This is a genomic window from Enterococcus sp. 22-H-5-01 (assembly GCF_050310005.1).
GTDB lineage: Bacteria > Bacillota > Bacilli > Lactobacillales > Enterococcaceae > Enterococcus_A > Enterococcus_A hailinensis.
Map to the genome: position 1 here is coordinate 617,809 of NZ_CP189993.1, position 13,212 is coordinate 631,020.

The 13,212-nt window shown below is 36.7% G+C and carries 11 protein-coding genes; 2 read left to right on the plus strand and 9 right to left on the minus strand.

Annotation, left to right across the window (positions count from 1 at the left end):
- Window positions 1–32: 32 nt before the first annotated feature.
- Window positions 33–839, minus strand: coding sequence for a gluconate 5-dehydrogenase (locus ACQKTA_RS03125; RefSeq protein WP_427814154.1), 807 nt, complete (start codon window positions 837–839; stop codon window positions 33–35).
- A gap of 331 nt (window positions 840–1,170) precedes the next feature.
- Here ACQKTA_RS03125 and ACQKTA_RS03130 point away from each other — a divergent pair, with 331 nt between their 5' ends.
- Window positions 1,171–3,273: an LTA synthase family protein gene (locus ACQKTA_RS03130; protein WP_427814155.1), complete on the plus strand. Its 2,103-nt coding sequence runs from the start codon at window positions 1,171–1,173 to the stop codon at window positions 3,271–3,273.
- A gap of 95 nt (window positions 3,274–3,368) precedes the next feature.
- On the opposite strand, the gene asnB is transcribed toward ACQKTA_RS03130, so the two are convergent.
- The 6 genes from asnB to ACQKTA_RS03160 form a co-directional block, all read right to left on the minus strand.
- Window positions 3,369–5,249 carry an asparagine synthase (glutamine-hydrolyzing) gene (asnB, locus tag ACQKTA_RS03135; RefSeq protein WP_427814156.1) on the minus strand — a complete coding sequence of 627 codons (1,881 nt, stop codon included), beginning with the start codon at window positions 5,247–5,249 and terminating at the stop codon, window positions 3,369–3,371.
- 195 nt (window positions 5,250–5,444) lie between these two features.
- On the minus strand, window positions 5,445–6,479 hold the full coding sequence (locus ACQKTA_RS03140; protein WP_427814157.1) for a hypothetical protein: 1,035 nt from the start codon (window positions 6,477–6,479) through the stop codon (window positions 5,445–5,447).
- Window positions 6,480–7,328, minus strand: coding sequence for a hypothetical protein (locus ACQKTA_RS03145; protein WP_427814158.1), 849 nt, complete (start codon window positions 7,326–7,328; stop codon window positions 6,480–6,482). It lies immediately after the preceding gene.
- Between the two features lie 203 nt (window positions 7,329–7,531).
- Window positions 7,532–8,575: a DUF1002 domain-containing protein gene (locus tag ACQKTA_RS03150; protein ID WP_427814159.1), complete on the minus strand. Its 1,044-nt coding sequence runs from the start codon at window positions 8,573–8,575 to the stop codon at window positions 7,532–7,534.
- Between the two features lie 223 nt (window positions 8,576–8,798).
- Window positions 8,799–8,981, minus strand: coding sequence for a hypothetical protein (locus ACQKTA_RS03155; protein WP_332580665.1), 183 nt, complete (start codon window positions 8,979–8,981; stop codon window positions 8,799–8,801).
- 55 nt (window positions 8,982–9,036) lie between these two features.
- On the minus strand, window positions 9,037–11,061 hold the full coding sequence (locus ACQKTA_RS03160) for a penicillin-binding transpeptidase domain-containing protein (protein ID WP_427814160.1): 2,025 nt from the start codon (window positions 11,059–11,061) through the stop codon (window positions 9,037–9,039).
- Window positions 11,062–11,124: 63 nt separating this feature from the next.
- Between ACQKTA_RS03160 and ACQKTA_RS03165 the strand changes: the two genes are divergently transcribed.
- Window positions 11,125–11,667, plus strand: a complete 543-nt coding sequence (locus ACQKTA_RS03165; RefSeq protein ID WP_427814161.1) for a guanylate kinase — start codon at window positions 11,125–11,127, stop codon at window positions 11,665–11,667.
- Here ACQKTA_RS03165 and ACQKTA_RS03170 read toward each other — a convergent pair.
- Together ACQKTA_RS03170 and ACQKTA_RS03175 are read right to left on the minus strand one after the other, a co-directional pair.
- Window positions 11,647–12,312 carry an N-acetyltransferase family protein gene (locus tag ACQKTA_RS03170; protein WP_427814162.1) on the minus strand — a complete coding sequence of 222 codons (666 nt, stop codon included), beginning with the start codon at window positions 12,310–12,312 and terminating at the stop codon, window positions 11,647–11,649. The genes ACQKTA_RS03165 and ACQKTA_RS03170 overlap by 21 nt on opposite strands.
- Window positions 12,313–13,212, minus strand: a complete 900-nt coding sequence (locus ACQKTA_RS03175; protein ID WP_427814163.1) for a sce7725 family protein — start codon at window positions 13,210–13,212, stop codon at window positions 12,313–12,315. It abuts the gene before it with no gap.

Genomic DNA, 13,212 nt, shown 5'->3' on the forward strand with positions numbered 1-13,212 from the left:
TTGTTAGTAGAGTTTTTTTAAGAGGCTACTTGTTATTCTGGTTTTTTTCCAATGGAAGCTAAAATCCCTCCATCCACATAAAGAATGTGTCCATTTACAAAATCTGATGCTGCAGAGGCTAGAAATACAGTTGGTCCCGCTAAATCACTTGTCTCACCCCAACGACCAGCTGGCGTTTTTGAAACAATAAATTGATCAAATGGGTGTCTAGATCCATCTTGTTGCCGCTCTCTTAGTGGTGCCGTTTGAGGTGTCGCAATATATCCAGGACCAATACCGTTACATTGAATGTTAGCTGAACCAAATTCTGAACAAATATTTTTTGTCAACATTTTCAAGCCACCTTTTGCTGCAGCATAACCCGAAACAGTTTCTCTCCCTAATTCACTCATCATCGAACAAATATTAATAATTTTACCTTGACCTTTTTCAATCATACTTGGTAAAACCGCTTTGGAGACAATGAACGGCCCTGTCAAATCCACATCCACAACTTTTCTAAAATCCTCTACAGACATATCTAACATCGGAATTCGTTTGATGATTCCAGCATTATTAACCAATATATCGATCGTACCGACTTCTGATTCGATTTGATCGATCATTTTTTTGACCGCCATTTCATCTGTAACATCACAAACGTAACCTTTAGCTTTTATTCCAGCTTTTTGGTAGCTAACAATCCCTTGATCTACCGATGACTGTCTTGAGCTATTAAACACAATTGTTGCTCCCGCTTTCGCAAGTGCTTCTGCAATTTCAAAACCAATTCCATAGATGGCTCCCGTAATCAAAGCAACTTTTCCATCTAATCGAAACATATCCATAGTAAAATCCATTTCATTCGCCTCATTTCTTACTTAGTATAATCTATTTTAATTAGTGTGACAGTCTATAATCAAATGTTGAGGGCTTATTTTTATCGTTTTGTTCGATTTATTTTTTTAATATTATAATATTTTATTTACGATATTTTTAGTTCTTTATTTGAAATACTTTTAATCTTGTCTTTTTGTTCCTTTCTTGGGTAAAAATTCATTTATAAACAACTAAATATCTCGTCATAATGTTTGATATATCAATTACTTTCACCTGTTTAAGTTTGACCTTCCCTCTGAAAACCGATAAACTATTTAAGAAATACTAAAAAAATTTATTAGGAGAATATACATGTCTCATTTTCAAAGGATTACTGATTTTATTAAAACGAGAATAGGTTTTTTTAGCCTGCTATTGATCCTCTTATGGATAAAAAATATGTTTGCCTATATAGTTGACTTTCATTTAAGTCTCCAAGGTCCAATGCAATTTTTTATTTTGCTGATCAATCCGATTAGCGTTTCGATGCTTTTGTTATCGATCGGATTATTCATTCGTCGACCTAAAGTTGCTTATACAACGCTTTTTATTCTCTATGCTATCTTGACGATCTGGCTATTTTCTAATGCTGTTTATTATCGTGAATTCACTGATTTTATCACGATCAATACGTTGTTAGGTGCCGGTCAAGTCTCTACTGGTTTAGGAGAAAGTGCTGTCCGTTTATTTCGCTGGTATGATATTTTTTATATTATCGATCTATTTGTTTTGCCAGTTCTTTTATTTAAGAAAATTATTCCCGTCGATCCAAAGCATCCACGTTTTCGTCAAGCAACTGCCTTGGCGGCTTTATCTTTACTAATTGGCAGCGGTAATTTATTTTTGGCAGAAGTCGATCGTTCGGGACTTCTAAGTCGTCAATTTTCACGGGAGTTTTTAGTTAAATATTTAGGCGTGAATGCATTTACGATTTATGATAGTTATCAAACGTATCAAAACAACCAAATTCGAGCGGAAGCAAGTCCGACTGACTTAAAAGAAGTTGAAAGTTACGTCAAAGACCACTACGCAGAACCAAACGATTCGATGTTCGGTATCGCAAAGGGGAAAAATGTTGTTTATATTCATTTAGAAAGCTTCCAGCAATTCTTGATCGATTACCAATTAACAGATGAAAACGGCGTGAACCATACTGTTACACCTTTTCTGAACAGCTTGTATCACGGCGAAAGTACCTATAGTTTCGATAATTTTTTCCATCAAGTTAAAGCCGGCAAAACATCTGATGCCGAGACATTAATGGAAAATTCATTGTTCGGTTTAAATCAAGGAGCCTTATTTACTCAAATGGGTGATAAAAATACGTTTGAAGCTGCACCAAATATCTTGCAGCAAAAAGCTGGTTATACCTCCGCCGTCTTTCATGGGCATTCCGCTTCTTTCTGGAATCGTGACAAAACATATAAGCATTTAGGATTTGATTACTTTTTTGATTCTTCTTATTATGATGTCAATGATGAGAATTCATTCCAATATGGGATGCACGACAAACCGTTTTTAAATCAATCGGTACAATATCTAGAACATTTACAACAACCGTTTTATGCTAAAATGATCACTGTTTCTAATCATTATCCTTATTCACGCTTTAAAAACGATGAAGATGGCTTCCCATTAGCAACTACAAAAGACGAAACGATCAATGGCTACTTTGCTACAGCGAACTATTTGGATACTGCGTTAAAAGAATTTTTCGATTACATGAAAGCTAGCGGACTGTATGATAATTCTATTTTTGTTTTGTATGGCGACCATTATGGTATCTCAAATACCCGAAATAAAGAATTGGCTCCATTGCTAGGGAAAGATTCTTCTACCTGGACAGATTATGACAACGCCCAATTACAACGAGTACCCTTCATGATCCATATCCCGGGTGCCACAAGCGGCGGAATCAATCATACTTATGGCGGACAAGTCGACGCTCTTCCTACTCTGTTGCATTTGTTAGGCGTCGATTCTAAAAAATATCTGCAGTTAGGACAAGATTTATTTTCCGATGAACATAAACAAGTCGTTGCCTTTCGAGATGGCGATTTTGTAACACCAGAATATACCTTTTACGGTGGAAAAATGTATGCTAATCAAACGGGAGCTGTGATTGATGATCCAACTCCAGAACAAGAAAAATTATTTACTCAATTGAATCAAGATGTTGATGAGCAATTAATCACTTCTGATAAAATCAATAATGGCGATTTATTACGTTTTTATCAAGATAGCGGATTGGAACCTATTGATCCATCAACCTTCGATTATCACAATCAACTTGAACGTTTAGAATCCATTGAAAAACAAGAGGGTTCTAAGTCAACTAGTCTCTATAGCCAGAACAATCAACAATCTACGGTCAGCCTATACAAGACGAAAACATTCAAAGAATACTCAGAATAAAAGAGCTTCGCCGAATCGGCGAAGCTCTTTTCATATATTATTATCATTAAATAAAAAGCTGTGGAGTTTTTTCTCCACAGCTTACGAATATTTTTTTATGCAATGGCTGTTGGTACTGGTTTACTGCCATCGTTGATGAAGTATACTTGATACCAAGTCAAGAAAGTATAGATCGTCCAAATTTTACGACGACCATCAGCGGTACCCGCATAGTTATCATCTAATAATTTAACGATTTTAGCTTGGTCAAAAAATTCTGATACAAAATCTTGTGTAAAGACGTCGCGGACGATTTGGTAATATTTTTCTTCACGCAACCAGTCTTTGATTGGAACTGGGAAACCTAGTTTTTCACGGTTGTACCATTCTTCTGGCAAGTGACGAGCCGCCGCTTGACGAAAGGCATATTTAGTATTTTCAGCATTGATCAAATATTTCGTTGGGACAACTTCAGAAACTTTCATCAACTCTTTGTCTAGTAATGGTACCCGAACTTCCAATGAGCTAGCCATTGATAATTTATCAGCTTTCAACAAGATATCTTTAGGCATCCATTGGTGCATATCTAGGTATTGCATTTTTTTAATTTCTGACATGTCTTGCACTTTATCATAATGTTTTGTGACGATATCTTTGATCGATGGGCTTTGTTTGAAAGCTGGTTGCAAATAGTCGATTGCTTCATCTTCTTCAAATACTTTAGCTTGACCGATAAAGAATTCTTCTGCTGGCGCTACTGAAGTATATAAATGCAAGGCTCCTTTAAACGTCTTTCCTTTCAATCCTTTAGCAATTGAATAACGCATACCTTTAGGTAATTTTTTCAAACCTTCAGCAACAACTTTTACTGCTTTTGATTTTGTGTGCATACCATACTCGGAATAACCGGCAAATAATTCATCTGCACCTTCACCACTTAAAGCTACCCGAACGTCACGGCTAGCAAGTTCAGCCAAGAAGTATAATGGCACACATGAAGGATTTGAATCCGGTTCATCCAAATGATATTGGATCAATGGGAAGTATTCAAATGCTTCATCCCCTGTAACGACACGAGACGTATTATTTAAGTCGATTAAATCAGCTAGTTTTTTAGCTTCAATCGACTCATTGTAAGTCTTATCACCAAATCCGATTGAATAAGTATGTTCTGGACGTAAGACAGCGGTCACGTAACTTGAATCTACCCCTGATGATAAGAAAGACCCAACTTCAACATCCGCATTTCGGTGAGCGTCAATCGATTCAACAACTGTTTTATCGATCAAATCAACTGTTTCATCTAAAGTCATATCTACTTCTTGTTCTTTAACATCCCAATATTGTTGGATGTCTAATTGACCATCTTTATAAATGAAGTAGTGGCCTTCTTTGATTCGATAAACATTTTTGAAGAATGTTTCATCTAAAGCAGAATATTGGAAGGTCATGTATGGTTTCAATGCTTCTTTATTCAGCTCTTTAACAAAGTTTGGATGTTGCAAGAAACTCTTGATCTCTGAACCATACATAAAGGTTCCATTCATCATAGCGTAGTATAAAGGTTTGATCCCGAAATGATCGCGGGCACCAAATAATTCTTGTTTTTCAGTGTCCCAAATCACGAAAGCAAACATTCCGCGAATTTTTTGTAATAACTCTACTCCGTATTCTTCATACCCATGGAGCAAGACTTCTGTATCTGAATGTGTCGTGAAAATATGGCCTTTAGCAACTAAATCCTCACGGATGCTTTGATAATTATAGATTTCTCCATTAAAAGTTAAGATTTTAGTTTCATCTTCATTTTTAATTGGTTGTGTTCCGCCTTCAAGGTCAATGATACTCAACCGTCGGAAACCAATTGCTGCTCCTTCATCAATAAATTGTCCCGCACTACTTGGTCCGCGGTGAACAATTGTATCCATCATATCTTTAACGATTTTTTCTTTTTGCGTTGTATTTGAACGATCAATAAATCCTACAATTCCACACACAATCTCTACCCTCTTTCAAACGTGGTAATCTGATACTCTTTCATATCAACTTTCAAAGTATATCATAGGATTTACGGACTTTCACGAGTGAACGTAATTTCCTAAAAAAAAAGCCATAAAATTTAAATTTTCCTCAAATACTTACTAGAAAATAAAGAGCAAAGAAACTTATCAGAAGTTTCTTTGCTCTTTATTTTAATCCGTAATCGTAAGTGGTACTAAAAATGGATAGCTGCCGAAAAATTCAATCAGTGATTTATTTTTTCTATCCGTGTTCATTGTTAAGCTGCAAGTCTGACTGGCATCATCTTGATTGATCGTCACCGTTTGTTTACTATCCAGCGCAACCAAATAATTTTCAGTCCCGATTTTTTTGAAATCATATTTTTCATTATTCATGGTTGTGATAAAGATTTGATCTAGTACATCCACTGGTATTTTATGCGGGATCGTCACCGTTCTATCCAGTGGTTTGCTATTATCCAATAAATTATCGTCGAATTCAAAGCCTAAATCTTTCATATGGCTGATCACATCATTCATCTCACGACTGAACATTGAATTCTGTCCGCTTGTATAAATATGATTGGTATAACAATCTTTTAATAAAGTCAAAATCGCCTCATCAAAAACTTTTACTGTCATTGATTCAGGATAAACTTCCATCAATTTGATTTTTTCATTGCGGAATTTTCCATCAGAAGTCGGCATCATGAAACTAAACCCAATTTCATTTTTATCCATCAAACGGTAAGAAAGATTGAAATACTTGCTTTCCCAAGTTGAGAAATCATTCGTTGACAGTTGCAAGCCATGACCTTCTAATGGTTTGATCAATTCAAAAGTGAAATATTCTAATAAAGCACCCTTCGCGATTGCTGATGCTTGTTCTTCTTTAGTCACAAAAATTTGATTGAAATATTCTAACAATGCTGAGAAATCAGATTCCATCAATAATTTACGAAATTTAAGATCTGCGAGTTCTTTTTCTGCATCATCGATCAATTCTAATAAGTCTTGATAACTTTGTTGACGATTGTCATAATAATTCAACGATGTTCCACTTACTGCTTTTTCTTGAGTTGAGGGTTTCACAGTATCACTCTTTTCTTCCGAGGCATTATCTTCCGGATGGAGAGTTTCTTTTTCGCGAATATTCAAAGCTGGATCTTCATCAGGATTGACTAATGTGTTATAGATTTGATTGAATTTATTTTTTTCATCTGCCATCTATTTTGCCCCCTTGTTTAGAAAATCCTCAATAAATTGATCAAGTGCGGCATCCATTTCTGATAAACCACCAAAACGCTGCTTGATCAAACGCAACTCTTTCAAAGCAATCGCTTGTTCTAAAGCTAAGGCAGCAATTTTATTGGCTATTTCAATTTTTTGTGATTCACCAGATAACTGATTACCAACGAAAGGTGTCCATTGACTACGTTGCTGTTTCAAGTCTTTGATAGCTTGATCAATCTCATCTACTTCGTCTTCAATTTTTTTACGATTCATAAAAGTTTTCGTTTCTTCTAATTCTGCTTTGCGTTTTTCTTGTTGCGAAATTTTATCGTTTAAATCACGCAACTCAGATTGAGCAGCGATCGATTTGGCATCGAAGTCATCTTGCTGATTTTGCAGCTCAGCCATTTCTTTCTTGTACTTGCCTGCATCAGCCTTCTCCCATTGTTCACGGACTAAGGGTAAAATTTTGATTGCTGGTTGTGTAGCGTCCACTTGCAGGACAGTCCGATCGCGATAGTAACTACCGATTTGATAATCCATCAAGACAGGTGAAACTACTTCACGCATGACCATAAATGGGAATGATCGTTGAAGCTCTTGATCTAACTTGCTCGTCAAGAAATTATCGATCTCATGATTTTCATTACTTGACTGTTGAATGGACATTGGCAATTCATTCCAATAAATCCGATAGACATCGCCCATTCGTTCCTCATTCATTGCTTCTTCTAATCGTTTGAGTTGCCCCATCAAACCGCCTAATACACCCGAAGCAGATTCTTTTACAGAATTAAACGATGTATCGTTTTGAAGCTCTTCCTGTTTCTCTGGAGTCTCCATCTAAGACCCTCCTTTATTTTTGATTGAATTCTATAATAAATATTACCATAATTATTATTTCCGCTAAATCATACACTGTTGATTGCATTTGAATTAAATTCACTCTTCTATTTTAACCTAGCAACGCCTGATTGATAAGCATAAACTGCTAAAGATAATAAAAAAAGATTGTGTCCTTCGAAAAAATGACACAATCTTTTTAATTAGTTTGTTAATCCGCTGAAGAAGCCTTTGATTTGTTGCCATAAATTTGTGAAAAATCCTTGATTATCTTCCAATGTTCCTTTTAGAGAATTACCAAAGCTACCTAATTGATCAGAAAGTTTATTGACCGTTCCTTTAAAATCTTCACTGATTTTATCAAGCTGAGCAATCGACTCTTTGTCTAATACACCGTCAGTTGTTTGATATTTTTCAGCTAATGAAACCAATTTGTTCACATCGTCAGTAGTAACATAGTCCGAAAGGTTATTTTTAGCCAATGCATCATTGACGATTTTTTCGACATCAGCTTTAGTTGCTAATTCGCCTTGCTTTTCTTTTAGATCAGCTAACTCTTTTTTGATATCGACCAATGTTTGGTTTAACTGAGCTTTATAGGCCTCATCAGCTTTTTCTTTCTCACTATCAGATAAATTTTGATTGTCGCTTTGCTCATTTGCTTTATTCACTACAGATTCAGAAACATCAGAAGTCGTGTCTAATTCTGTTTGCGCAAGTTGAGCACGTTCAGGGTCGACTGTTTCACCATTTGCTTCAAATGCTTTATAGACCCCGGTTAAAGCACTCTCACCAGTAACTTTGACAACACTAGCAACTTTGACTGTCGCATCAGTGATTCCCGCCGTTACTAACGGATTTTTATATTGATCGGCTGTAATTTGAGTAATATTTTCTGGTGTTAAGATTTTTACGTTGATTCCTTTACCTTGATCCTCACGATTAACCACAACCGAACTTAACATGACGCTATCATCGCCACTTCCGTAACCCAAGTATTTCACTAAATCCACACCAGTCGCCTGTTCCGTTTTGACACTGTCTTCTGTCACACCTAATTTATTCATCGTCTCCGACAATTGTGTTTGGTTCAAACCAGCTCCTGCAACAAAAGTCGGTTTTCCCCAACGTTCATTGATCGCGCCGTCATCAGAAGAAGAATCTGCATGAGCGATTGTTTGCCCAATCACACCGGATCCTAACGATAAGCCTAATCCTGCCAATAAAATATATTTATGAAGTTTCATTACTATTCCCTCCTGTTTTTCATACTCTTATTTTAGCTTACTTCATGCTATATATATCTTTGAAGCTTCTTTTTTATAAAAATTTTTACGATGCTAAGAATCTCTTAATGAATTTTTCAGCCTTTAGATGGAGGAAAACTTACGATAACTATGCATGCACTCTTTTTGAACATTATTCATAAAAAAAACTTCTCAACTAAAGTAAGCTGAGAAGTCTTCTTCATTATTTTTCTTTTGTAGTGAAATGAATCTTATCTTGAGCATCACGTTCTAAATAAGTCGTTTCTTTTAGATAGCTAAAGTGCAATTCTTTGATTGAAGCATCTTCTAACATTTTTTCATATCCTTCAAAAATTGCACGGATATATTGTTTGTATGCTTGTTTTTTTCGTTGCCGTTTGTTCATAAGACACCGTCCTTCTTGGTTATCTTACCAAGCATTGGCTTTTCAGACAAGTATTTTATTGATAAGTCTGGTGTAAATACGTCAATAAGTCTTTGGAAAGCTCCGTAGCAGACGTTCCTTCTGCCTTATTTTCTAAAAATTCAACAACTGAATAATTTTGATTTTCTGAATCAAAAGCATATAAGAAGCTGTTTTCTTGTCCTTTTTCATCTTGTTTTTGTTTGATTTCCGCCGTCCCAGTTTTTGCTGCTAACGGGATATTTAGCGCTGCTAAACTATGGGCCGTTCCATTTTCATCGCTTACAACTGCTTGCATGTCTGTTGTAATGGTAGCAGCTGAGCTAGCTTTAATGACATCTTTTTTCGTTTTTGTTTCTTTATCTGCAATCAACTTAGGATAAACCAAAGTTCCATTATTAGGAAAAACAGAATACGTGGTGATCTGTTGAATCGGATTCAACAATAATTGACCTTGTCCATAGCCCGTATCGGCTAAAGATATCTCGGAACTAAAACTGTCTTTACTTGATATTTGCGCTGCATCCATAGATATCGGTAAATCTAAGTCTTCACCAAAGATAAATTTATTTAATCCAGCCCGGAAAGTTTTTTCACCCATCTTCAAAGTTTCTTGTGCCATATAAATATTATCAGAATAAACTAACGCTGTTTTCAAATTCACTGGACTAACATCAGAAACACGAGTCACTTGATAAGAGCCCCATGAACTATCCTTTTGCCACTTTAATCCACTGATCGTTAGTTCTTCATCTGGATTCAATGTCCCAGCATCGATTCCGATTGCAGCAGTTACGGGTTTAAATGTTGATCCCGGAGCGTATCCTGTAGCAAACCGACTCATGAAGGGCTGGTTTGCGTCGTTACTATACGTATCATAATCAGTCTGACTAATGCCGTTCGTCATTTTGTTAGGATCAAAACTTGGTGAGCTGGCAGCAACTAACAAGTCACCTGTCTTAGGCGCCATGACAACGCTGGAACCAGCTTTTCCGCCTAAACTATTATAAGCGATCTGCTGCGCACGACTATCAATCGTCAATTTAACTGTTTCGCCATCTTTTTTATCGATTTTTTGTAAAACTTTCTTTTCGTTTCCTTTGCTATCGGTAATCGCTAACGAACCGCCGTCTGTTCCTCGCAATTGTTTATCTAATGCTCGTTCTAATCCGCTACGGCCGATTACACTATCTGTTGAAAGGTCTTCATTCTTTTTAATATCATCAGCGGTTACTTTGCCTACATAACCAATCAATTGAGCTGCGGCTTCTTTCAATGGATATGTCCGTCCAGTAGTTGTTTGAACTTCTAAGCCATCTGGCGTTTCCGTTAGCGCTTCAGATGTTGTTTTTAATGGGACAAAAAAATCATCTTGAACCCAGCTTTGGGATAATGCCGTCTCAACGTCTGTATCTGTTAAAGCTAAACTTTTGGCAATAGCCGCAATTTTGGTCGTACGATCTGTACCACTGCCTAAATTTTTAGGAATCACACCTAATTGGTAGACTGTTCCGTTCGTAGCTAATCCTTCACCATTACGGTCAACAATTTCACCTCGAGTTGCTGCATCGACTTGATAGTTAACTTTATCTTTTCCTGACATTCCTGGAAAGATCAAATTTGGTTTCCAATTGATTTGTTTACCATCAGCTGATAATGTCCCCGTATACTTCTGATTTTTTAATTGTCCAAAACCTGTATTGATCGACAGCTCATAAGAAAATTGATTTGTACCATTTTTCTTTTCAACTTTTAAATTTTTCATTTTGATGTTTGACGCTCTGATTCCGGTAAAAATTGACTGATACTTCTCAGCGACTTCTGCTTTCGTATAGCCAGCTGCTTTCACTGCATCGCCAGATAATTGATTTTTTGTCTCTGAATACTTCTCTTTTTGCAAATTTTTTACAAAAGCCTTAACAGTTGCTTCGCCCGTATTGGCTAATTGACGTGCTTGGTAATACCGAACACCAAAAAAGCCTACAATCAACAAAAGAACGACCGCTCCTATAATGACTGGTAGTTTTTTGTTTTGTTTCTTCGTACGTGTACTTCTCTCCATGAGAGTTCCTCCCTAGCTTCCTTTGGACTATTTCTTTATAATAAAGAAAAGGACGTGTTATTGATGAATCATTGCTATTTATTTATGGGACCTAGCGGATCAGGCAAAACAAGTCTGGCTGAAAAAGCTTTTGCTCCCGAACAAAAAATTATTTCGTATACGACCCGCGAACCTCGTCAAGGCGAAGTATCTGGTCGGGACTACTTTTTTATCACTAAAAAAGATTTTAAGCAAATGATCATGGACAATCAATTTGCCGAATTCGATGTCTATGATGAACATTTCTACGGTATTGCTATCGATACCTTACAAAAAGCTCTAGCTAAAGGACAATGTTATGATCCAATCACTGTAATGGGCTTTTTGAATCTGCACCAATTATTTGGTGATCAAGTGATTCCTATCTGGATCAATATTTCAAAAGAGACATTAGTTACACGCTTAAACAAACGCTCAACTCCAGCAGAAGTAGAACGCCGTTTAGCTCGCTTTGAAAGTGATCAGCAAGAATATGAAAAACTGAAAAAATTTCCAACGTTGATTGAAATCGATGGCGAGACATCCTTAAAAGAAATGATGCATCAATTACACCGTTCCCTTAATTAACTGAAAGGCTTTGCGTTCTCCATCTTCATAGGGAAAGTAAATCATCCCGCAGTATTCAAAACCCAATTTATCAATCAGCCCCAACATAGGTTGATTGGCTGGGTAGGTATCGATCCGAATATCCTGGAATCCTAATTCCTCAGCTTGCTTAATTGCCGCTCTCAATGTTTTTTCACCTAGTCCCGCACCACGATATTTTTGGCTAACCGCTACGTGATGCAATGCCACATACGGACCGGCCTGTTTCCAAGCACCTTCAATAGCTTCATAGACTGGATCGATTTCTGCAATCAAAGCCACCGTTCCGACGATTTCGTCATTTCTCGTCAATACGTAGCTGGCTGTTTTTTTTATATCTTCTCGGATTACCGCCGCATGTGGTTCATGACCATTCTGCCATTGAGGAGAGCCTTGTTCTTTCAAATAATTTTTTGCTTCATTAACGATCACACCAATCGTTGCAATATCTGATTCGTTACTTAACCGAAAAGTAAAGTCTGGTTCCTTTTCTTTAGGTTCTTCTATCTGTGCTTCTTCACCAAAAGACATAATTGCTTCTGTATCTTTTTTGCCCAAAAAACCACCCAAAAGTTCGCCCATTTGCTTGGCTTGTCTGACAATAAAATCTTCATCTTCATAACCCATTCATTCCCATCCTCTCTGCCAATGGTCTTTTTGCTCTAAGTAAGCCCCTATTAATTCTAAATGATGAGCTAATGACCATTTTTTGATACTTCCCAGCCCAGGGAATTTTTTTGTTTCTTGATAGGCTAATAATTCTTTTAAACCTAGTGTGAATAATAACTGATCTTGATTCCGCGAATACCACTCAGATAATTTAGCAAGAGCCTCAAAAAATTTTCCAGCTTGATCACTGGCAGCCTCATTGCTGTCTGAGACAAAGTGTTTCACTCGTAAATTAAGATAAGCATCAAAATAGCTGATATGCAAAGCAATTGCTCGACTTGGTCCACCTTTATCAAAGTAACGTGAGCCTTCTATTGTGTAGTCACTGAACCCTTTAAACGGCTCAGCTAAATAAAGGTGTTCATCGCTATAGAAATCATCTACTTTTTCCGCATAATTTGCAACATGTTTTTGCACTTGAAAAGCATCTTTCAATAAAATTTTATTGGGCAAAGTCATAACTCTAAAGCGTCCCTGATCAGGGATTACACATCGGGCTTCGTTTGAAATCATTTTTTGTTCCAGCACCCTGGGAGATCTCGAATTAAACAGATACAAATCTGCTAAAAAAGGGTTCTCCTGTGTCACGATCTCTGCAGGACGAACAGTCGTATCTGCTTTTAAAGACCATTCAAATCGTTTATCTTCAAAACGCTTAGCCGTGCCTACTTGAGGATTAGTAATCAAATAGCAAATCAGATCATTTCGATCAAATAACTCGACCGTTTTTTTTAACGTCGCCGAATCTCTCACTGGTTCGATGATCGGTAAAATCTTGTGTGACCAACGTTTTGCATTGATCAGTGTATTGATCGCTAACAAATCAAATTGTTTTCCTCGAATATAAGGATAATACAT